Source organism: Pontitalea aquivivens, from assembly GCF_046507575.1.
GTDB classification, from domain to species: Bacteria; Pseudomonadota; Alphaproteobacteria; order Rhodobacterales; family Rhodobacteraceae; genus Pontitalea; species Pontitalea aquivivens.
Window position 1 is genome coordinate 409,611 of sequence record NZ_JBKFEY010000001.1, and the last position, 20,505, is coordinate 430,115.

The following is a 20,505-nucleotide window of genomic DNA, read 5'->3' on the forward strand; positions in this document are numbered from 1 at the left end:
CGCGAGTGGGGGGGGGGACGGGGATCACAGACGGGCCAGTACCTCATCCAGCGCGGTTTCGATCAGCCGCAGGCAGCCGGGGTCGGAAAAGCGGTGATCGGCGCCCTTGACCAGCGTCAGCCGCATGTCGGGGCAATCGGCATGGGCCAGCAGGCGCAGCGCCACATCCTGCGGCACATCCGCATCCGCCGTGCCCTGCAGCATCCGCACCGGGAAGGGCAGGGACAGCGGGCTGCGCAGCACCAGCCGGTTGCGGCCTTCGTTGATCAGGCGGCGGGTGATGACATAGGGATCATCGCTGTAATCCGAGGGCAGTTCGATCCGGCCCGTCTCCTCCAGCCGGCGGCGGGTGGGGGCGTCCATCGCGGCCCACATGCTGTCTTCGGTGAAATCGGGGGCGGCGGCGATGGTGACCAGGCCCGCCACCCGTTCGGGCATCGCCCGCGCGATCAGCAGCGCGATCCAGCCACCCATGGAAGACCCGACCAGAACCTGGGGCCCCTGCGTCAGCGCGGTGATCGTGTCGCGGGCATCTTCGAACCAGTCGCCGATCGCGCCGTCCAGGAAATCGCCGCCCGACTGGCCGTGGCCGGAATAGTCAAAGCGCAGGAAGGCGCGGCCCTGCGCGCGCGCCCACGCCGCCAGCGCCAGGGCCTTGGTGCCTTCCTTGTCGGACCGGAAGCCGCCCAGAAAGACGATGCCCGGCCCCTTGCCCTCGGTCCGGTCATAGGCGATGCGGCGGTTTTCGGGGGTGGTAAGATATTCGGTCATCTGGCCTCCTTGTCAGGGGCAGACTAACCCGCCCCGTCGCCGGGTGCCAGTGTGATGGGTGCCAGTGTGATGGGTGCCGCTTGCAGGGTCCCTGCCTGGGGGCCCTGCTTTTGGGGCCGGTGGGACCGGCCCGGGTCAGCCCCGCGCGGCCTTTTCCGCGATGCCCGAGGTGCCTTCGCGCCGGTCGAGTTCGGCCAGCACATCGGCCAGCGCCACATCGCGCGCGGCCAGCATCACCAGCAGGTGATAGATCACATCGGCGGCCTCGGCGGTCAGCCGGGCGCGATCGCCCTTCACCGCCTCGATGATGGCCTCGATGGCTTCTTCACCGAATTTCTCGGCGCATTTTTCCGGGCCCCTGGCCAGCAGCTTCGCGGTCCAGGAACTGTCGGGATCGGCACCCTTGCGGGCGGCGATGGTGGCGGCAAGGCGGTCAAGCGTGGGTGTCGTCATGGATGCGGCTTTCTTCACAGGCGGACGGGGATGCCGGCGGCGGCCATGTGTTCCTTGGCCTGCCGGATCGTGTATTCGCCGAAATGGAAGATGGACGCGGCCAGCACCGCCGAGGCATGGCCCTGCGTGACGCCCTCGACCAGGTGGTCCAGCGTGCCGACCCCGCCCGAGGCGATGACGGGGATGTCCACCGCATCGGCGATGGCGCGGGTCAGCGGGATGTTGAAGCCCGCCCGCGTGCCATCGCGGTCCATCGAGGTCAGCAAAATCTCGCCCGCGCCCCTGGCGGCGACGGTGCGGGCGAAGTCCACCGCGTCGATGCCGGTCGGGCGGCGCCCGCCGTGGGTGAAGATTTCCCATTTGCCGGGGCCCACGGTCTTGGCGTCGATCGCCACCACGATGCACTGGCTGCCAAAGCGGTCGGCGGCCTCGGCCACGACATCGGGGTTGGCGACGGCGGCGGAATTGAAGCTGACCTTGTCGGCGCCTGCCAGCAGCAGCGCGCGCACGTCATGCTGCGTGCGTACGCCCCCGCCCACCGTCAGCGGCATGAAGCATTGTTCCGCCGTGCGGGTGACCAGATCATACATCGTGCCGCGGTTTTCATGCGTGGCGTGGATGTCGAGGAAGGTCAGTTCATCCGCGCCGGCCGCGTCATAGGCCTTGGCGGCCTCGACCGGGTCGCCCGCGTCGATCAGGTTGACGAAGTTGACGCCCTTGACCACGCGGCCATCGGCCACGTCAAGGCAGGGGATGATGCGGGTCTTGAGCATGGCGGACTCCTTTGCGCCCTCTTACAGGGCAGGGCTGTCCCGGGGCAAGCACCGAGACGTCAGGCAGGGCGGGGGCGCTGCCCCCGCACCCCCGGAGTATTTCGGCCAAGAAGAAGATCAGGCCTTGAGTGCGGCCAGTGCCGCCGCCAGGTCGAGGGCGCCATCGTAAAGCGCGCGGCCCGAGATGGCGCCCGCGATCACGCCGGTGTCGCGCAACGCGATCAGATCGGCCAGCGACGACACCCCGCCCGAGGCGATCACCGGGATGCTGACGGCGCGGGCAAGCGCCTCGGTCGCGTCGATATTGGGGCCGGTCATGGCGCCGTCGCGGTTGATGTCGGTGTAGATGATCGCGGCGACGCCGGCATCTTCAAAGCTGCGGGCCAGGTCGGTGACCATGACATCGGTTTCCGTGGCCCAGCCCTTGGTGGCGACGCGGCCGTTGCGCGCGTCGATGCCCACGGCGACCTGGCCGGGGAAGGCGCGTGCGGCCTGGCGCACGAGGTCGGGGGTTTCCACCGCGACCGTGCCCAGGATCACGCGGGCAAGGCCCCTGGACAGCCAGCGTTCGATGGTGGCCATGTCGCGGATGCCGCCGCCAAGCTGCGCGGGCACATTGATCCGGGCGAGGATCGCCTCGACCGCCGCCGCGTTCACCGGCGCCCCCGCGAAGGCGCCGTTCAGATCGACGAGGTGGACCCATTCGCAGCCCGCGGCCTGGAACCTGGCGGCCTGGGCGGCAGGGTCGTCGCCGAAGACGGTGGCCTTGTCCATGTCTCCGTGCAGAAGGCGGACGCATTGGCCGTCTTTCAGGTCGATGGCGGGGTAAAGGATCATGAAGCCTCCGGTGGGTTGGGCGGCGGGGTTGGCGTCTCATGCCACAGGGGTGGGGGGAATGCAAAGCCCCGCGGGCGCGGGGGACAACGCAACGTCATGCTTGCCGTGCGCGGCGGGGGCATGGCCAGATGGTATCGGGCAACCGGGGAGGGTTTTGCATGAAGATCTGGATGTGGGCGGCGCTGGCGGCGCTGGCGGCGGGGGCGGCTGTGGCCGAGCCGATCGAGGGGTTGTGGCAGACACAGGCGGATGACGGGGCCTATGCCCATGTCCGCATCGCGCCCTGCGGGGCGAATTACTGCGGTGTGATCGCGCGCAGCTTCCGCGACGGTGCGGAATATCCATCGCCCAATGTCGGGCGGCAGATCGTGATCGACATGGCCCCGAAGGGTGGCGGGAAATATGAGGGCAAGGTCTGGCGGCCCGCGAACGACAAGATCTACACCGGCAAGATCGCGCTGTCGGGCAAGCGCATGAAGCTGTCGGGCTGCGTGGCGGGCGGGCTTTTGTGCAAGTCGCAGGACTGGACGCGCATTGACTGAGCCGCGCCCGGCGGTCAGGGCGCCCAGCGCAGGAAATTGCCGATCAGCCGCAGGCCGGTGGCCTGGCTTTTTTCCGGGTGGAACTGGGTGCCGACGATGTTGCCTTCGCCCACGATCGCGGTGATGGGGCCGGCGTAATCGGCATGCGCCAGCAGATGGGCGGGGTTGTCCACCTTGAAGTGATAGGAATGCACGAAATAGGCGTGATCGCCGGTGGCGATCCCGTCCAGCACCGGGTGGGGGCGGTCGATCACCAGATCGTTCCAGCCCATGTGCGGCACCTTCAGCGTGGCATCGGCCGGCGTGATCCGCACCACCTCGCCGGGGATCCAGCCGAAACCGGCGGTGTCGTGATATTCGCGGCCCCAGCTGGCCAGCATCTGCATGCCCACGCAGATGCCCAGGAACGGCTTGCCGTTGCGGCGCACGGCCTCTTCGATCGCCTCATGCAGGCCGGCGAAGTCGTCCAGCGCCTGCCGGCAGGCCGGAAAGGCGCCGTCGCCCGGCAGCACGATCCGGTCGGCGCGGGCCACATCCTCGGGGCGCGAGGTCACCAGGATTTCGCCGCCGCCGACCTCGGCCGCCATGCGCTGGAAGGCCTTTTCCGCCGAATGCAGGTTGCCCGAGTTGTAATCGACCAGCGCCGTCAGCATCACAGCGCCCCCTTGGTCGAGGGCAGGACGCCCGCCATGCGCGGATCGGGTTCCACCGCCATGCGCAACGCGCGCGCGACCGCCTTGAAGGCGGCCTCGGCCAGGTGGTGGCTGTTGAAGCCGTGCACCCGGTCGACATGCAGCGTGATGCCGCCATGCGTGGACAGTGCCTGAAAGAATTCGCGCACCAGTTCGGTGTCGAACTGGCCGATCTTCTGCGTCGGGAAGTCCAGGTTCCAGACCAGGAAGGGCCGCGCCGACAGGTCCAGCGCGCAGGCGACCTGCGTGTCATCCATCGCCAGCGCGAAATGGCCATAGCGGCGGATGCCGCGCTTGTCGCCCAGCGCCTGCGTCAGCGCCTGACCCAGCGCGATGCCGGTATCTTCCACCGTGTGGTGATCGTCGATGTGCAGATCGCCTGCCGCCCGGATCGTCAGGTCGATCAGCGAATGGCGCGCCAGCTGGTCCAGCATGTGGTCAAAGAACCCCACGCCGGTCTTGTTGTCATAGGCCCCGGTCCCGTCGAGGTTCACCGTCACGGTGATCTGCGTTTCGGCCGTGTTGCGCGTGATGGTCGCTGTCCGCATGAGGCGCCTCCGATGCTGTGGCGCCGTTATAGGCGGCGGGGGGCGACAGGGAAAGGGGGGCGGAAAATCAAAAGGGCGCCGTTTCCGGCGCCCGTTTCGATTGGAGCGGGCGATGAGATTCGAACTCACGACCCTAACCTTGGCAAGGTTATGCTCTACCCCTGAGCTACGCCCGCACTCCGTTCCATCTGGTCTGCCTTGCGGCGGTCCGTCCGGCCCCTTCGGTTCTGCCTTGCAGCGTCCCCTTCGGTGGAGCGGGATTTACAAATCCCCGGCGGGGGCTGCAAGGGGGAAAATGATGTTTCGGCGAAAATTTTTTCGCAGCCCTTCGCGGCGGACGATTTTTTTGGGGGGGGGCGTTGCGGCTGACGATTCGGGGGGCGCCGTTTCCCGCGGGCCTGCGGTTGCAAAGCATTCCAGCGCCGTACGCATGTTGCCCGGCGCCGGAATCGCCTTTTCGATCAGGGCGGCATCGGCCCGGACATTGCATCCCGACATATCACATCACACCGATGGCCCGGGGGGGGGATGCTGGCGCAAGGGGCCAGCAGAAGGCCAGGCCCCTGCCCAGCCTTGCCTTGCTCTCATTCCAGCTCGATCAACAAATCCTTGGCGTCGATCTGGCTGCCGGCATGGACGTGCAGCGCCTTGACGGTGGCGGGGCGGTCGGCATGCAGGCCGGTTTCCATCTTCATCGCCTCGATCGTCAGCAGCAGATCGCCCGCATTGACCTTTTGCCCCACGCTGACCGCGACCGAGGCGACCGAGCCCGGCATCGGCGCGCCGATATGGGCGGGGTTGCCGTCCTGCGCCTTGGGTTTGGCGGCGGTCCTGGCCTTCACGGCGCGGTTCGGGACACGCACGGTGCGCGGCTGGCCATTCAGTTCAAAGAAGACCTTCACCTCGCCCGTGTCATCGGTTTCGCCCAGTGTCAGGAAACGGATTTCCAGCGTCTTGCCGGGGTCGATCTCGGCGGTGATCTCGGCGCCCGGTTCCATGCCGTAGAAGAAGACCGGCGTGGGCAGGGTGCGCACCGGACCATACAGCCGGTGCCGGCCCATGTAATCCAGGAACACCTTGGGATACATCAGGTAACCGGCCAGATCCTCATCATCCACCGCATAGCCGTTCAGTTCCGCCGACAGCTTCGCGCGGGTTTCTTCCAGGTCCACGGGCGGCAGATGCGCGCCGGGGCGGTCGGTGACGGGCGTTTCGCCCTTCAGCACCTTGCGCACGATACCTTTGGGCCAGCCGCCGGGCGGTTGGCCCAGATTGCCGCGCAGCATGTCCACCACCGAATCGGGGAAGGCCACATCCACGGCCGGGTTTTCGACCTGATCGCGCGACAGGCCCTGCGCCACCATCATCAGCGCCATGTCACCCACAACCTTGGACGATGGCGTGACCTTGACGATATCGCCGAACATGCGGTTGGCATCGGCATAGGCTTGGGCCACCTCATGCCAGCGTTCCTCAAGGCCAAGGCTGCGGGCCTGCGCCTTGAGATTGGTGAACTGCCCGCCGGGCATTTCGTGCAGATAGACCTCGGAGGCGGGGGCCTCAAGGCCCGACTCGAAGGCGCGATACTGGTGGCGCACGGCTTCCCAATAGTTCGACAGGGCGCGGATCGCGCCGATATCGAGCCCCGTGTCACGGTCGGTATGGCGCAGCGCCTCGACGATCGACCCAAGGCAGGGCTGCGAGGTGCCGCCCGAAAACGCATCCATCGCCGCATCCACCGCATCGACGCCGGCATCGCAGGCCGCCAGAACCGTGGCGCCCGCGATGCCGCTGGTGTCATGGGTGTGGAAATGGATCGGCAGGCCGACCTCTTCCTTCAGCGCGCGGATCAGCGCGCGCGCGGCGGCGGGCTTCAAAAGCCCCGCCATGTCCTTCAGGCCCAGAACATGCGCACCCGCGGCGCGCAGATCGTGCCCCATCGTCACATAATACTTCAGGTCGTATTTCGCGCGGTCCGGGTCCAGGATGTCGCCGGTGTAGCAGATCGTGCCTTCACACAGCTTGTTCGCCTCCAGCACCGCATCCATCGCGACGCGCATGTTTTCAACCCAGTTCAGGCTGTCGAATACGCGGAACACATCGACCCCGGTCCGCGCCGCCTGCCGGACGAAAAAGCGCACCACATTGTCGGGGTAATTGGTGTAGCCCACCCCGTTTGACGCGCGCAGCAGCATCTGCGTCATCACATTGGGCATGGCGGCGCGGATGTCGCGCAGCCGCTGCCAGGGGCATTCCTGCAAGAAGCGATAGGCCACGTCGAAGGTGGCCCCGCCCCAGCATTCGACCGAGAAGAGCCCCGGCAGATTGGCCGCATAGGCGGGTGCCGCCTGGATCATGTCGATCGACCGCATCCGGGTGGCCAGCAGCGACTGATGCCCGTCGCGCATCGTGGTGTCGGTGATCAGCACGCGGGTTTGCGCGGCCATCCAGTCGGCCACCGCCTGCGGGCCTTTTTCGTCCAGCAGGGTGCGGGTGCCGGGTTGCACCTGCGCGTGCGGGGGCTGCGCGTGCGGGGGCTGCGCGTGCGGGGGCTGCGCCTGCGGGGCGGGGGCGCGGGGCACGCGTGCCTCGGCGGGGGGTCTGGGGCGGCCTGAGGTTTCGGGATGCCCGTTCACCGTGATGTCGGCGATATAGGTCAGGATCTTGGTCGCCCGGTCGCGCCGGGTCTTGAACTGGAACAGCTCGGGCGTGGTGTCGATGAACTTGGTGGTGTAGGTGTCGTTCAGAAACACCGGGTGTTTCAGCAGGTTGATGACGAAATCGATATTCGTCGAAACGCCGCGGATGCGGAATTCGCGCAAGGCCCGGTCCATCCGGGAAATCGCCTGTCCGGGGGTCTGCGCCCAGGCGGTGACCTTGACCAGAAGTGAATCGTAATAGCGCGTGATCACCCCGCCCGCATAGGCCGTGCCGCCATCCAGCCGGATGCCCATGCCGGTGGCCGACCGATAGGCGGTGATGCGGCCGTAATCGGGGATGAAGTTGTTCTGCGGGTCTTCGGTCGTGACCCGGCATTGCAGCGCGTGGCCCGACAGGGTGATGTCGTTCTGGCGGGCGTGGCCGGTGGCTTCGGCCAGGGTGGCGCCCTCGGCGATGCGGATCTGCGATTGCACGATGTCGATGCCGGTCACCTCTTCGGTGACGGTATGTTCGACCTGCACGCGCGGGTTCACCTCGATAAAGTAGAAGGCCTGGGTCTCCATATCCATCAGGAATTCGACCGTGCCCGCGTTCTGATAGCCGACCGCCTGGCCGATCTTCAGCGCCAGGTCACAGACCTCGGCGCGTTGTACCTCGGTCAGATAGGGGGCGGGCGCGCGTTCGACCACCTTCTGGTTGCGGCGCTGCACGGTGCAGTCGCGTTCATAAAGGTGATAGAGCCCGCCGTGCAGATCGCCCAGCAGCTGCACCTCGACATGGCGGGCGCGCAGGATCATCTTTTCCAGATAGCCCTCGCCATTGCCGAACGCCGCCTCGGCCTCGCGCCGGCCCTCGCGGACCTTCTCGACCAGCTCGTCGGGGCCCATGATCGGGCGCATGCCGCGTCCGCCGCCGCCCCAGCTGGCCTTGAGCATCAGGGGATAGCCGATCCGGGCCGCCTCGGCCTTGATCGCGTCGAAATCATCGCCCAGCACGTCGGTGGCGGGAATGACCGGCACGCCCGCGGCAATCGCCACGCGCCGGGCGCTGGCCTTGTCGCCCAAAGCGCGCATGGTTTCGGCGCGCGGGCCGATGAAGGCAATGCCCGCGGCGGCGCAGGCCTCGACGAAGTCGGGGTTTTCCGACAACAGGCCATAGCCGGGGTGGATCGCATCCGCCCCCGACAGTTTCGCCACCCGGATGATTTCGGGGATGCTCAGATAGGCCGCCACCGGGCCCAGCCCCTCACCGATGCGATAGGCCTCATCGGCCTTGAAGCGGTGCAGGCCCAGCTTGTCCTCTTCAGCATAGACGGCGACCGTCTTCTTGCCCAGCTCATTGGCCGCGCGCATCACGCGAATGGCGATTTCACCGCGATTGGCGATCAGGATCTTGCGAAACATGGGTGGCCCCCCTCCCAGGTGAATTTCGTGGGGAACGCTAGCGGTGCTGCAGCGCAGCGCAAGGGGGAAATTTCCGGAATGTAACAGAATCTTTCCGCCCCTGTGGCATTCGGCCCCGGGGGGCGGCGCCGTGCCGCGCGCCACACGCCCCGTGCCGCGCGGCCTTGACAGGCGCGCGGGCGCATGGGCAAGCAAGGGCCATGATCGACCTTCGCCCCGTGGGATATGTCATTGGCTTGCTGATCGCCGCCCTTGGGGTGGCGATGCTGGTGCCAATGGCGGTGGATCTGCAGCGCGGCGATCCGCATTGGCGCGCCTTTCTGGAAGCCGCGATCATATCTGTCCTGGCGGGCGGGTTGTTGGCGATGGCCTCATCGAACGCGCTGCGCGGGACATTGAGCCTGCAGCAAAGTTTCGTGCTGACCAGCGGGGTCTGGCTGGCGCTGCCGTTGTTCGGGGCGCTGCCCTTTGTGATCGGCGCGCCCGGCGCCAGCTTTACCGACGCCTATTTCGAGTCGATGTCGGGCATGACCACCACCGGCACCACGGCCTTCCCAAGCCTGGACGACCTGCCCGCGGGCACGAACCTGTGGCGCGCGATCCTGCAATGGCTGGGGGGGCTGGGGATCGTGATCGTGGCGATGATCTTCCTGCCGGTGATGAAGGTCGGCGGGATGCAGTATTTCCGGTCCGAGGGGTTCGACACGCTGGGCAAGATCCTGCCGCGCGCCAAGGACATCTCGACCGCGATGATCCGCATCTATGTGGCGCTGACGGTGATCTGCGCGGCGGTCTATGCGGGGCTGGGCATGACCTCGTTCGATGCGGTGGTGCATGCGCTGACCACGCTCAGCACGGGCGGGTTTTCCAATTACGACGTCAGCTTCGGCGCCTACACCGGGGCGCCGGAATATGCGGCCTCGGTCTTCATGATCCTGGCGGCGCTGCCCTTCATCCGCTTTGTGCAGCTGACCCAGGGCCATGCCACGCCGCTGTGGCGCGATCCGCAGGTGCGCGCCTTCCTGCGCTGGAACGCCTATGCGATCGGGGTGATCGTGGCCTATCGGATGGTCCGCCACGAGGCGGCCTTTCTGCCCACGCTGCGCGAGGTGACCTTTAACGTGGTGTCCACCTTCACCGGCACCGGATTCGCGTCCGAGGATGTGACGAAATGGGGCCATATGGCCTTTGTCGTGCTGATCGTGGTGGGGCTGATCGGGGGCTGCACGGCATCCACCGGCTGTTCGGTCAAGGTGTTCCGCTATCTGATCCTGTTCGAGGCGGTAAAGGCCCAGATCCGCCGCCTGCACAGCCCGCACCGGGTGGAACCCGTGCGCTATGACAGCCGCCCCGTGGATGATGAGGTGGTGAACTCGGTCATCGCGTTCTTTTCCTTCTTCATCCTGACCTTCGGCCTGCTGATCGTGGGCCTGTCGCTGACCGGGCTGAACCCCAGGACCGCGATGACCGCCGCCTGGACCGCGATTGCCAATGTCGGCCCCGCCTGGGGCCCCGAGGTGTCGGGCAATGGCGCGGTCAACGCCTTTCCCGCCAGCGCGAAATGGCTGATGATCCTGGGCATGTTCCTGGGCCGGCTGGAACTGCTGTCGGTCTTCGTGCTGCTGCTGCCGCGCTTCTGGCGCAACTAGGGACGCCGCCGGTCATTCCCAGCAGTCGACCCGCACCGTCATGTCGCGCGCCAGCGCGCCCAGATCCTCGGCGGCGCGGGTTCCCGCGTCCTGGGCCGGGGCGGGGGCAAAGCCGCGTTCGGCCAGCAGCGGCGCGATCGCGTCCAGGGGGCGCGCCAGCGACAGGTCGGGCGGCAGACGTTTCGCATCCCCCCGGGCCTGCGGCATCAGGATGGCGATCACCGCGCCGGTGCCATCCAGAACCGGCCCGCCCGCATCGCCGGGCAGCGTCGTCGCCGCAAGCCGCGCCAGACCCGGCTCGCCGTTCAGGCCGGTCAGGTCGGACAGGCGTCCGAAGGTCAGCACCGGCGCCGACAGCGCCTCGGGGTAGGAATAGCCTGCAACCGCGATTTCCGTGCCGGGGCGGGGCGGGGCGGCCCGCAGGCCGGCCACCGCCGCAGGCGCCAGCGGCGCGCGCGGGGTCAGCACGGCGATTCCCGCGGCCGGATCGGCAAAGGCCAGATTGGCCTCGACCCCGTCGATGGTCACGCGCCCGCATTGCGCCACGCCCTGGGCCGCGGTCAGCACCGCGCCGTCGCCGGTGATGTAGAACCCCGATTGCGCGCGCAGCGGGCGGCGCAGGTCCAGCCCCGCCAGCATCGCGGCGCGGTCCAGCGCCAGCGGCTGGCCCAGCCCTTCATCCAGCGCGCGGGTGCCCACCGGGCGGAAACTGTCGCGCATCGCGGCCAGCACCCGGCCCATGCGCGCGCCATCCTGCGCGGGATAGACCAGCGTGAAGCCCTTGATCAGCCCGCCCTGCAGGCGCGCCTCGGTATGGGAATGGATGCGCGCATCCTGCCCGGTCAGCACAAAGCCCGCACGGTCGCGGCGCCGGTCGCCCTGGGGGGGGACAATCTCCAGGCCCTGCATCACGGTGTAAAGCGCCTCCAGCGCCGCGCCATCGCCGGGGCGTGAAATCAGCAGCACCCGCACCCCCGACCCGTCCTTTTCGCGGTAATGCACGAAGGGCGGTTCGTAATGGTCGAATTCCACAAGCCCCAGCGGCAGGTCGATGGCGATGCCCGCCTCGGGATCCTCGACCGGGGTCAGGCCCAGGGCGTCACGCTCGGCCTGCCAGCGGGCCAGCAGCGCGCCGCGCTGGGTCGAGGACAGCACCCCGGTTTCGGGATGGCCGTTGGCGCCCTGCCAGGCGGAAATCGCGGCCCGCGTGCCGCGCCCGAAGGCGCCGTCGATCGCGCCGGCATAGTGGCCCTGCCATTGCAGGGCGGTCTGGATCTGCTGGCGTTCGGCACCCGTCAGCGCCGCCTCGATCTGGCGCGACCGGGTCAGGGTTTCGACCGGCCCGGCCGCCGGTTCCGGGATCGGGGCGGGCGTTGTGTCGGGCGTGGCTTCGGGGGCTGCGATGGGGGCTGCGGCGGGGGCTGCGATGGGGGCGGGGCGGGCACCGGCCACGGGCCAGAACCGCTGGCGATAGGTGCGCCCGTCCGAAACATAGCTGTCCGCCGGGATCAGCCCTTCGCCGCGCAGCACGCGCAGGCGGCTTTCGGCGGTTCCGGCATCGGCAAAGGGGCCCAGCGCGATGGCATACCAGCCGGTGGACATGGCATGGCCCGCCACATCGGGCAGATCCGCCGCCCAGTCGCGCGCCCGTGCCTCGGCCTCGCGCAGCGAGGGTTTCGCCTCGATCTGCACCCAGGCCTCGGCCAGCGCCGCGCCGCCCAGCGCCGTCGACAGCCACAGCCCCAGTGCCGCCCCCAGCGCCATCGGCGTCACGCCCCATCCTGCCTTCATCGCCCAACCCCCTTTGCGCCAGCCATTCTGCGGGCGCAAATTAGCAGGATCGCCAGCGGCGTCACCCCAAAATGCGCAGCCCCGAACCACGCCATCCCCGGGGGACCCCGTTGACCCTGACCGGCCCCTTGCATAAGGAAGGGGCGCTTTCAGCCAGAGGTGCCCCATGTCCCCTTCGCCCGCTGCCCCGCGTTCCTTTCAGGAAATCATCCTGCGCCTGCAGGCCTATTGGGCGTCAAAAGGCTGCGCCGTGCTGCAACCCTATGACATGGAGGTGGGGGCCGGCACCTTCCACCCGGCAACGACGCTGCGCGCGCTGGGCAGCCGCCCCTGGGCCGCGGCCTATGTGCAGCCCTCGCGCCGCCCGACGGACGGACGCTATGGCGAAAACCCCAACCGCCTGCAGCATTATTACCAGTATCAGGTGCTGATCAAACCCAGCCCGCCGGATCTTCAGGCGCTGTATCTGGGCAGCCTTGAGGCGATCGGCATCGACCTGTCGCTGCATGACATCCGCTTTGTCGAGGATGACTGGGAAAGCCCGACCCTTGGCGCCTGGGGCCTTGGCTGGGAGGTCTGGTGCGACGGCATGGAAGTGTCGCAATTCACCTATTTCCAGCAGGTCGGCGGACATGACTGCAAGCCCGTCGCGGGCGAGCTGACCTATGGCCTGGAACGGCTGGCGATGTACGTTCTGGGCATCGACCATGTGATGGACATGCCCTTCAACGACCCCGACGCGCCGATCGCGCTGAAATATGGCGACGTGTTCCGCCAGACCGAACAGGAATACAGCCGCTGGAACTTTGATCAGGCCGATACCGCGATGCTGTTGCGGCATTTCGAGGATGCCGAGGCCGAATGCGAACGCATCCTGGCCGCCGATGATACCGACGCCGCCGGCCGGCGCATCGTGATGGCGCATCCGGCCTATGATCAATGCATCAAGGCCAGCCACCTGTTCAACCTGCTGGATGCGCGCGGCGTGATCTCGGTTACCGAACGGCAGGCCTATATCGGGCGGGTGCGCACGCTGGCCAGGAAATGCGCCGATGCCTTCGTGACCACCGAAGCGGGCGGGGCAGTGGCGTGAACGGCAAGATCGTCGGAGGCGCAATCGTGTTCAGCGCAGTGGTGGCAGGGGCCGCGGTCTATTACCTGCAGGTCTATGGCTTTTACGAACCCGTCCCGGCCTCGGCGCCGGCGGCGGAAATCCGGCTGACCTCGGTCGTGACCGGCCAGCCCGAACCGATCCTGACCGAAGGTTTCGAAGGGATCGATGCCGACAGTTCGCCCCTGCGGTTCCGCGGCTGCTTTACCACGCCCCTGTCGCTGGCAATGCTGTCGGAAACCTTCACCGTCTATGACGACGCCACGCCCTTGCACGGGCCGAACTGGTTTTCCTGCTTTGATGCCGCGCGCATCGGCGCCGATCTGGAAACCGGGGCGGCGGTGGCCTTTCTGTCGGAACATGAAATCCGCCCCGGCGTCGATCGCGTGGTCGCGGTCTATCCCGATGGCCGGGCCTTCGCCTGGCACCAACTGAACGAAAACGCCGAGAAATGATTGGGGACGTGACATGGCCGACCTTCTGATCGAACTCTTCTCCGAGGAAATTCCGGCCCGGATGCAGGCCCGCGCGCGCGAGGATCTGAAGAAGCTGGTGACCGACGGGCTGGTCAATGCCGGGCTGCATTACGTCAGCGCCGGGGCTTTTTCCACGCCGCGCCGCCTGACCCTGACGATCGAGGGGCTGTCGGCCGAAAGCCCCACCCTGCGCGAAGAACGCAAGGGCCCCGCCACCACCGCGCCCGAGGCCGCGGTGCAGGGCTTCTTGCGGTCGACCGGCCTGACGCCGGATCAGCTGGATGTGCGCGACGACAAGAAGGGCCAGGTCTATTTCGCGGTCATCGAAAAGCCCGGCCGCAAGGCGCCCGAAATCGTGGCCGAGGTGCTGGAAACCACGATCCGCAATTTCCCCTGGCCGAAGTCGATGCGCTGGGGGGCGGGGACGTTGCGCTGGGTGCGCCCGCTGCATTCGATCCTGTGCCTCCTGTCCGATGAGACCGGCGCGCAGGTCGTGCCGCTGAACGTTGACGGGATCGTGGCGGGCAACACCACCGAAGGCCACCGCTTCATGGCGCCGGGCCGCTTTGCCGTCACCTCGTTCGACGACTACCGCGCGAAACTGCGCGCGGCCAGGGTGCTTCTGGACAGCGCGGAACGCGAAGCCCACATCCTGCACGATGCGCAGAACCAGGCCTTCGCGCGCGGCCTTGAACTGGTCGAGGACCGGGGCCTGCTGGCCGAGGTGGCGGGCCTTGTCGAATGGCCCGTGGTGCTGATGGGCGACATCGCCCCCGATTTCCTGGGCCTGCCGCCCGAGGTGCTGCAGACCTCGATGAAGGAACACCAGAAGTTCTTCTCGCTCCGTAACCCACAAACGGCCCGGATCGAGGGCTTTGTGACGGTGGCCAACCGTGAAACCGCCGACCACGGCGCCACGATCCTGGCGGGCAACCTCAAGGTGCTGTCGGCGCGGCTGTCGGATGCCAGGTTCTTCTGGGAAAACGACCTGCGACTGGTCAGGACCGAGGGGCTCGAGGGCATGGGCGCGGGCCTGGCCAACGTCACCTTCCACAACAAGCTGGGCAGCCAGGCCGACCGCATCGCCCGCATCGCGGCGCTGGCACGCGAAATCGCCCCGCTGGTCGGCGCCTCGCCGGATCTCGCCGCCGAGGCCGCGCGCGTGGTCAAGGCCGACCTGCGGTCCGCGATGGTCGGCGAATTCCCCGAATTGCAGGGCGTGATGGGCGGCTATTACGCCCGTGCCGCCGGCCTGCCGGATGCCGTGGCCAATGCCTGCAAGGCGCATTATTCGCCCCTTGGTCCAGGCGACGAGGTGCCGACCGAACCCGTCTCGGTCGCCGTGGCGCTGGCCGACAAGATCGACACGCTGACCGGCTTCTGGGCGATCGACGAAAAGCCCACCGGGTCGAAAGACCCCTTCGCGCTGCGCCGCGCCGCGCTGGGGGTGATCCGGCTGGTGCTGGGGAATGGGGTGCGGATTTCGCTGGTCGAGTTGTTGCACAGCCATTTTTCGTTGCGGGACGCCGGGACGCTGACCCCCTTCTTTGAAGGAGCCTATCAAGACCGCGGCGCCGACCTCCTCGCCTTCTTCCATGACCGCCTCAAGGTCCATCTCCGCGATCAGGGCATCCGTCATGACGTGATCGACGCCTGCCTGGCCATGCCCGGCAACGATGACCTCACGCTGCTGGTCAAACGGGCCGAGGCGCTTTCGGCCTTCCTTGGGACCGAGGATGGCGGGAACCTGATCCAGGGCTTCCGCCGCGCCAACAACATCCTGATCCAGGCCGAGGCAAAGGACGGGGTGGAATACAGCTTTGGCGCCGATGTGAAATTCGCCGAAACCGATGAGGAACGCGCGCTGTTTGCCGCCCTCGACACCGCCGGGGCCGCGATCAAGCCCGCGATGGGATCGCAGGATTTCGCCGCCGTCATGGCCGCGATGGCCGCCCTGCGCGCGCCCATCGACGCCTTCTTCACGGCGGTGCAGGTCAACAGCGACAACCCGATCGTGCGCCGCAACCGGCTGAACCTGCTGTCGCGCATCCGCCAGATCTGCCTGTCCGTGGCCGATCTGACCCGGATCGAGGGCTGACCCGGGGCCTGCGCCGGCCCCGCCCGGGGCAGGTATTTGAAGCAAGGTGAAACTGGCTTTCATCTTGCCCCAAATACCTCCGCCGGAGGCTTCCGCAGGGGCCGTGCGCGCAGGTGGCGGGGCGGGGCGGTCCGGTGGGGCCCGCGCGCAAATCGCGCCTTGCCAAGACCCGCTTTCGGCCTATGCTGCGCAAGGGCCCCGGGGATTGCTGCGATGCAGAAACATGCTGAGATCACGGAATTCGTCGAACTGACGCCGGTGGCGGCCGTCAGCACGGCGCGGCATGGCTGGCGCGCAAAATGCCTGCAGCGGCTGATCCGGCTGGACCTGCCGGTGCCGCGCACCGTCGCGCTGCCGGTGGAAACTGTCCGCGCCATTGCCGCAGGCCAGATGCCCGATACCCAGGCGATTGCCGCGGTGTTTGGCGTGGGGCTTCTGGTGTCGGTCCGGTCCAGCCCCGAGAACCCGGAATGGGGCGGGCCGGGCACGGTTCTGAACGTCGGCATGAATGATGCGATGCATGCCCGGCTGACCCGGACCCACGGCGCCGAGGCGGCCGATGCGTTGTATCTGCGGTTCGTGCAAAGCTATGCCACCCATGTCGCGCGGCTTGATCCCGACATGTTCACCGCCCGTCCGGGTCCCCATGCGCTGGCGGCGGCCCTGGCCGCCTATCAGGCCGAAACCGACGAAAGCTTTCCGCAATCGCCTGCCCGCCAGCTGGCCGAGGTGTTGCGGTCCATGGCCCGTGCCTGGGAGGGCACGACCGCGCGGCTTTTGCGCCAGGCCAAGGGGGCCCCGTCCGAAGCGACGCTGGGCCTGCTGGTGCAGGACATGGCGCTGGGCATCGGGCCCGGCCTGTCGGGATCGGGCACGATGCAGTTCGTCGACAGCGTGACCGGCGCCGCCCAGATCATCGGGCGCTTTCGGGGCCAAAGCCAGGGCCGCAATGCCGCGGTCGAGACGCTGTATCTGACGCGCGATCCGCGCGGTGTCTCGCTGGAGGAAACCGCGCCCGGGGTCTTTGCCGAACTGACCCGCTATGGCGCCGCCTGCCGGGGCAAGCTGCGCGAGGAAATGCAGCTGGAATTCGCGGTGTCCGACGGGCGGGTATCGGTGATCGATGCGGTGCGGGTGCAGCGATCCTCGCGCGCGGCGGTCAGGATCGCGGTGGCGCTGGCCAGCGATGGTGTGATTACCCGCGAAGAGGCCTTGTTGCGGGTGGAACCGCGCGCGTTGTCGGAACTGTTGCATTATCAGGTCGATCCGCGCGCCCCGCGCGACCGGTTCGCGCGCGGTATCGCCGCCAGCCCGGGGGCCGCGACGGGGCGCATCGTCTTTACCGCGGCCGCGGCCCAGGCCAGCGCGGCGCGCGACGAGCCTTGCATTCTGGTGCGACGCGAAACCGCGCCCGAGGACATTCGCGGCATGCATGCCGCCGTGGCCGTGCTGACCGAACGTGGCGGCATGACCAGCCATGCCGCGGTGATCGCCCGCGGGCTGGGTTTGCCCTGCATCGTGGGCTGTTCGGAAATCCAGCTGAACCCGCGTGAACGCACCCTGCGCGGCCCTGACGGGCGCATCTTCCGCGAGGGCGAGCCGATTACCGTTGACGGCACCAACGGCGAGGTGCTGGCGGGCGCCGCCGCGATGCTGGAACCCGCGCTGGACGAGGGTTTCCGCACGCTTTTGCGCTGGGCCGACAATGTGCGCGACATTGGTATCCGCGCCAATGCCGACACGCCCGATGACGCCCGCACCGCCCGCATGTTCGAAGCCGAAGGCATCGGCCTGTGCCGCACCGAGCACATGTTCTTTGACGATGACCGTCTGACAGTGATGCGCGAGATGATCTTTGCCGACACAGCCAATGACCGGCGCATCGCGCTGGAACGGCTGTTGCCGATGCAGCGCGACGATTTCACCGCGCTGTTCGACATCATGGCGGGCCTGCCGGTCACCATTCGCCTGTTCGACCCGCCGCTGCATGAATTCCTGCCCCATGACCGCGAAGGCATGCGCGAACTGGCCGAGGCGCTGGACCGGCCTTTGTCCGATGTGACCCGCCGGGTCGAGGCGTTGTCGGAATTCAACCCGATGCTGGGGATGCGCGGGGTGCGGCTGGGTATCACCGTGCCCGAAATCTATGAAATGCAGGCGCAGGCGATCTTTGAGGCGACGGTCGAGGCCAGCCGCCGTGGCGCCCCCGTGGTGCCGGAAATCATGATCCCGCTGGTATCCGCCCAGCGCGAGGTGGAACTGGTCAAGACCCGGATCGATGCGGTCGCGGCCGCCGTGCGCACCCAGACCAAGACCGATTTCACCTATCGTCTGGGCGTGATGGTGGAAACGCCCCGCGCGGCGTTGCGGGCGGGGCAGATCGCGGAACATGCGGCCTTTCTTTCGTTCGGCACCAATGACCTGACGCAGATGACCTATGGCCTGTCGCGCGACGATGCGGGGCGTTTCATGGGGTCTTACGTCACGCAGAAGGTCTATCTGGAAGACCCGTTCCACATTCTCGACGTGGAGGGGGTGGGCGAGCTGTTGTTGATCGGGGCGCAGCGCGGGCGCGCGGCGCGGCCGGATGTGACGATCTCGGTCTGTGGCGAACATGGCGGCAACCCCGAATCAATCGCCTTTTGCCGCGCGGCGGGATTCGATTATGTGTCCTGTTCGCCGTTTCGCGTTCCGGTTGCGCGGCTGGCGGCGGCGCATTTTGCCCTGCTGGCGCCGAAACCCGCCCGCGATGCGTAAGATTTCTGACGGATTCCTCTGGCGTTAACAGTGTCTTGAGAGTATCCGATCCACAGGCACAGGATGCTGATTCGCAGTGCCTGCTTTGGCAGATTTCCGCCGTTTTCATGGCGGAAATGGGTTGTTTTTTTCCCTTGGGTGGACTCTGTGGGTCGCTTCGGTTAATCGGCTGCGGTCGCGGCTGATGCCGGGGCGCTTGTCCTTATCGGGAAGTAAACATGTCAGTGCTGAAAAGCTGGACGGGGGGCGCGGTCGTCCTCCTGGCCTTGGCCGGAGGCTTGCGTGCCGAAGTCACGGTAAGCCAGTCCAATGATCCCACCGCCAGCGTGGATCAGGGACTGGTCGCGCTTCTGGGCCAGGAACGCTCGGCCTTTGAAACCGTCGCACCCAACCGGATCGTGGCCATTTCCAACGCGCCGAAACCTGCAAGATCGAAAGATGCCCCCGCCGAAGTCACCGCGGAATGGCTGGCCAGCCAGCCTGCGCCCACGGGGGGGCCGGAACTGACCTGCCTGGCCGAGGCCCTGTATCATGAGGCGCGCGGCGAATCGCTGGCCGGTCAGGTGGCGGTTGCCGAGGTGATCCTGAACCGGGTCGATGATGCGGCTTTCCCCGGATCGGTCTGCGGGGTGGTCAAGCAGGGCAATGCGCGGGGCTGCCAGTTTTCCTATGTCTGCGATGGCAAGCCGGACCGCGTGCGCGAACCGGGGGCCTATGACCGTGTGGCCAAGATCGCCAAGGCGATGCTGGATGGCGCGCCGCGCGGCCTGACCGACGGGGCGACCTATTTCCACACGCCGGCGGTGCGGCCCAGCTGGTCCAGGCGCTTTACCCGGACCACGCGGATCGGCAGCCATATCTTCTATCGCCCGCCGCTGCGCACCGCGCAACGCTAGGGCCGGGGCAGGTTGCGGCGGCGTCCTTGCGATGCCGTTTCGGGGTGGGCCTTGGCCCGCCCTTTGCCTATGATCCGCCGACTGAAAGCGGAAGCCCCATGACCAGCGACATCACCCTTGCCTTCGCCCATCCCGAAGAACGCGCCGAGGCGTCAGCCGGGGCCGATCCGCGCGACCGGATCAGCCTGCGCGATCATGTGGTCGAGGCCGATATCGGCGCGTTTCAGCAGGAACGCGGCCATAGCCAGCGGCTGCGCTTCAATGTGGTGGCCGAGGTGCGCCCCCATCCCGCGCCGCTGGAAGATGACGTGGATCGTATCCTGTCCTACGACCGCATCACCGAGGCGATCGCGGCGGAACTGGCGGCGGAACGGCTGAACCTGCTGGAAACGCTGGCCGAACGGGTGGCCGAACGGGTGTTGGCCGAACCGCAGGCGATGCGGGTGTTCGTGCGCATCGAAAAGCTGGACCGCGGGCCCGGCGCGCTGGGGGTGGAAATCGTGCGGTCACGCGCGGGCGTTCCGGTGCAGGCGCTGGCCGCCGATGGCAGCGCGCAGGCGCTGCATCCGCTGGTGGTTTATCTGTCCAATGCCGCGATTGCGGCGCCGGACCTGCCGGCGCGGCTGGACGCGTTGCAGGCGACGGGGCTGCCGGTGATCCTGACGGTGGGGTTGCCCGACAGTCCGGCGCCGCAGACCGGCCACCGCCCGACGCAGCGCCGGATCGACCTGCTGGCGATCGAACAGAACGCCTGGGTGCTGGCCGCACGCGACCCGCGCTGTGTGGTGGTGGCGACGCGGACCGAAATCGACTGGGCGATGAAGCATGGCCAGATGATCGTCTGGGCGCCGTCCAAGATCGTGCTGGACGCGGTCGATGGGCCGAAGGCGCCCGCCCATAATGCAGTGGCGCTGACGTTGTGGCTGGCCGAGACGCTGGCGGCCACGCGGCTGGAACTTCACGGTGATGTTTCAGCCCCGGCAGGAAGCCGCGTGCCGGTGTTGCCGGTGCCGCTGGATGGCTTGCCAAGCCGCGCCTGATCGGGTG

Annotated in this window: 16 protein-coding genes and 1 tRNA gene; 8 read left to right on the forward strand and 9 right to left on the reverse strand. The window is 67.6% G+C overall.

Going from position 1 to position 20,505, the window contains the following annotated elements; all coding sequences use genetic code 11:
- Positions 1-24: 24 nt before the first annotated feature.
- The 4 genes from ACK8OU_RS01980 to hisA form a co-directional block, all read right to left on the reverse strand.
- Positions 25-771, reverse strand: coding sequence for an alpha/beta fold hydrolase (locus ACK8OU_RS01980; RefSeq protein WP_410301668.1), 747 nt, complete (start codon positions 769-771; stop codon positions 25-27).
- Between the two features lie 135 nt (positions 772-906).
- Positions 907-1,224 carry a phosphoribosyl-ATP diphosphatase gene (locus ACK8OU_RS01985; RefSeq protein WP_410301669.1) on the reverse strand — a complete coding sequence of 106 codons (318 nt, stop codon included), beginning with the start codon at positions 1,222-1,224 and terminating at the stop codon, positions 907-909.
- Between the two features lie 14 nt (positions 1,225-1,238).
- Positions 1,239-1,997, reverse strand: coding sequence for an imidazole glycerol phosphate synthase subunit HisF (gene hisF / locus ACK8OU_RS01990; RefSeq protein WP_410301670.1), 759 nt, complete (start codon positions 1,995-1,997; stop codon positions 1,239-1,241).
- 117 nt (positions 1,998-2,114) lie between these two features.
- Positions 2,115-2,834 (reverse strand): 1-(5-phosphoribosyl)-5-[(5-phosphoribosylamino)methylideneamino]imidazole-4-carboxamide isomerase, encoded by a 720-nt coding sequence (gene hisA / locus ACK8OU_RS01995; RefSeq protein ID WP_410301672.1) that lies wholly within the window; start codon positions 2,832-2,834, stop codon positions 2,115-2,117.
- A gap of 158 nt (positions 2,835-2,992) precedes the next feature.
- Here hisA and ACK8OU_RS02000 point away from each other — a divergent pair, with 158 nt between their 5' ends.
- Complete coding sequence (locus tag ACK8OU_RS02000; protein WP_410301673.1) at positions 2,993-3,376, forward strand: DUF2147 domain-containing protein; 384 nt, start codon at positions 2,993-2,995, stop codon at positions 3,374-3,376.
- Positions 3,377-3,390: 14 nt separating this feature from the next.
- Here the strand turns inward: ACK8OU_RS02000 and hisH are convergent, their stop codons facing one another.
- From hisH to ACK8OU_RS02020, 4 genes are all read right to left on the reverse strand, one after another.
- A complete protein-coding gene (gene hisH, locus ACK8OU_RS02005) occupies positions 3,391-4,029 on the reverse strand; it encodes an imidazole glycerol phosphate synthase subunit HisH (protein ID WP_410301675.1) in 639 nt (212 codons plus the stop codon).
- Positions 4,029-4,616 carry an imidazoleglycerol-phosphate dehydratase HisB gene (gene hisB / locus ACK8OU_RS02010; RefSeq protein WP_410301676.1) on the reverse strand — a complete coding sequence of 196 codons (588 nt, stop codon included), beginning with the start codon at positions 4,614-4,616 and terminating at the stop codon, positions 4,029-4,031. The genes hisH and hisB overlap by 1 nt, the downstream gene beginning before the upstream one ends.
- A gap of 101 nt (positions 4,617-4,717) precedes the next feature.
- Positions 4,718-4,792: transfer RNA gene (locus ACK8OU_RS02015), tRNA-Gly, on the reverse strand.
- Between the two features lie 408 nt (positions 4,793-5,200).
- Positions 5,201-8,680 carry a pyruvate carboxylase gene (locus ACK8OU_RS02020; RefSeq protein ID WP_410301677.1) on the reverse strand — a complete coding sequence of 1,160 codons (3,480 nt, stop codon included), beginning with the start codon at positions 8,678-8,680 and terminating at the stop codon, positions 5,201-5,203.
- Between the two features lie 200 nt (positions 8,681-8,880).
- Between ACK8OU_RS02020 and ACK8OU_RS02025 the strand changes: the two genes are divergently transcribed.
- Positions 8,881-10,329 (forward strand): TrkH family potassium uptake protein, encoded by a 1,449-nt coding sequence (locus ACK8OU_RS02025; RefSeq protein ID WP_410301678.1) that lies wholly within the window; start codon positions 8,881-8,883, stop codon positions 10,327-10,329.
- Between the two features lie 12 nt (positions 10,330-10,341).
- Here ACK8OU_RS02025 and ACK8OU_RS02030 read toward each other — a convergent pair whose 3' ends face one another.
- Complete coding sequence (locus ACK8OU_RS02030; RefSeq protein WP_410301679.1) at positions 10,342-12,120, reverse strand: serine protease; 1,779 nt, start codon at positions 12,118-12,120, stop codon at positions 10,342-10,344.
- Between the two features lie 166 nt (positions 12,121-12,286).
- On the opposite strand from ACK8OU_RS02030, the gene ACK8OU_RS02035 reads away from it, so the two are divergent.
- The 6 genes from ACK8OU_RS02035 to ACK8OU_RS02060 all read left to right on the forward strand — a co-directional run bounded on the left by ACK8OU_RS02035 (position 12,287) and on the right by ACK8OU_RS02060 (position 20,498).
- The gene (locus tag ACK8OU_RS02035; RefSeq protein ID WP_410301680.1) at positions 12,287-13,213 is read left to right on the forward strand and encodes a glycine--tRNA ligase subunit alpha; all 927 of its coding nucleotides are present in this window, start codon (positions 12,287-12,289) and stop codon (positions 13,211-13,213) included.
- Positions 13,210-13,686 carry a DUF6446 family protein gene (locus tag ACK8OU_RS02040; protein ID WP_410301681.1) on the forward strand — a complete coding sequence of 159 codons (477 nt, stop codon included), beginning with the start codon at positions 13,210-13,212 and terminating at the stop codon, positions 13,684-13,686. The genes ACK8OU_RS02035 and ACK8OU_RS02040 overlap by 4 nt, the downstream gene beginning before the upstream one ends.
- A 13-nt stretch (positions 13,687-13,699) precedes the next feature.
- Entirely contained in the window at positions 13,700-15,805 is a 2,106-nt protein-coding gene (gene glyS / locus ACK8OU_RS02045) for a glycine--tRNA ligase subunit beta (RefSeq protein ID WP_410301682.1), read from the forward strand.
- A 213-nt stretch (positions 15,806-16,018) separates the two neighbouring features.
- Entirely contained in the window at positions 16,019-18,562 is a 2,544-nt protein-coding gene (locus tag ACK8OU_RS02050; protein WP_410301683.1) for a putative PEP-binding protein, read from the forward strand.
- Positions 18,563-18,780: 218 nt separating this feature from the next.
- Positions 18,781-19,458, forward strand: coding sequence for a cell wall hydrolase (locus ACK8OU_RS02055; RefSeq protein ID WP_410301684.1), 678 nt, complete (start codon positions 18,781-18,783; stop codon positions 19,456-19,458).
- A 98-nt stretch (positions 19,459-19,556) separates the two neighbouring features.
- On the forward strand, positions 19,557-20,498 hold the full coding sequence (locus ACK8OU_RS02060) for a dihydroneopterin aldolase (protein ID WP_410301686.1): 942 nt from the start codon (positions 19,557-19,559) through the stop codon (positions 20,496-20,498).
- Positions 20,499-20,505: the final 7 nt, after the last annotated feature.

Excerpts from the sequence above, each read along its gene's own strand:
- ACK8OU_RS02055 (WP_410301684.1), top strand. The coding sequence starts at position 18,781 with ATGTCAGTGCTGAAAAGCTGGACGGGGGGCGCGGTCGTCCTCCTGGCC.
- ACK8OU_RS02025 (WP_410301678.1), top strand. The coding sequence starts at position 8,881 with ATGATCGACCTTCGCCCCGTGGGATATGTCATTGGCTTGCTGATCGCC.
- ACK8OU_RS02020 (WP_410301677.1), bottom strand. The coding sequence starts at position 8,680 with ATGTTTCGCAAGATCCTGATCGCCAATCGCGGTGAAATCGCCATTCGC.
- ACK8OU_RS01985 (WP_410301669.1), bottom strand. The coding sequence starts at position 1,224 with ATGACGACACCCACGCTTGACCGCCTTGCCGCCACCATCGCCGCCCGC.
- hisF (WP_410301670.1), bottom strand. The coding sequence starts at position 1,997 with ATGCTCAAGACCCGCATCATCCCCTGCCTTGACGTGGCCGATGGCCGC.
- ACK8OU_RS02035 (WP_410301680.1), top strand. The coding sequence starts at position 12,287 with ATGTCCCCTTCGCCCGCTGCCCCGCGTTCCTTTCAGGAAATCATCCTG.
- ACK8OU_RS01980 (WP_410301668.1), bottom strand. The coding sequence starts at position 771 with ATGACCGAATATCTTACCACCCCCGAAAACCGCCGCATCGCCTATGAC.
- hisA (WP_410301672.1), bottom strand. The coding sequence starts at position 2,834 with ATGATCCTTTACCCCGCCATCGACCTGAAAGACGGCCAATGCGTCCGC.
- ACK8OU_RS02000 (WP_410301673.1), top strand. The coding sequence starts at position 2,993 with ATGAAGATCTGGATGTGGGCGGCGCTGGCGGCGCTGGCGGCGGGGGCG.
- ACK8OU_RS02060 (WP_410301686.1), top strand. The coding sequence starts at position 19,557 with ATGACCAGCGACATCACCCTTGCCTTCGCCCATCCCGAAGAACGCGCC.
- hisB (WP_410301676.1), bottom strand. The coding sequence starts at position 4,616 with ATGCGGACAGCGACCATCACGCGCAACACGGCCGAAACGCAGATCACC.
- ACK8OU_RS02050 (WP_410301683.1), top strand. The coding sequence starts at position 16,019 with ATGCAGAAACATGCTGAGATCACGGAATTCGTCGAACTGACGCCGGTG.
- hisH (WP_410301675.1), bottom strand. The coding sequence starts at position 4,029 with ATGCTGACGGCGCTGGTCGATTACAACTCGGGCAACCTGCATTCGGCG.
- ACK8OU_RS02030 (WP_410301679.1), bottom strand. The coding sequence starts at position 12,120 with ATGAAGGCAGGATGGGGCGTGACGCCGATGGCGCTGGGGGCGGCACTG.
- glyS (WP_410301682.1), top strand. The coding sequence starts at position 13,700 with ATGGCCGACCTTCTGATCGAACTCTTCTCCGAGGAAATTCCGGCCCGG.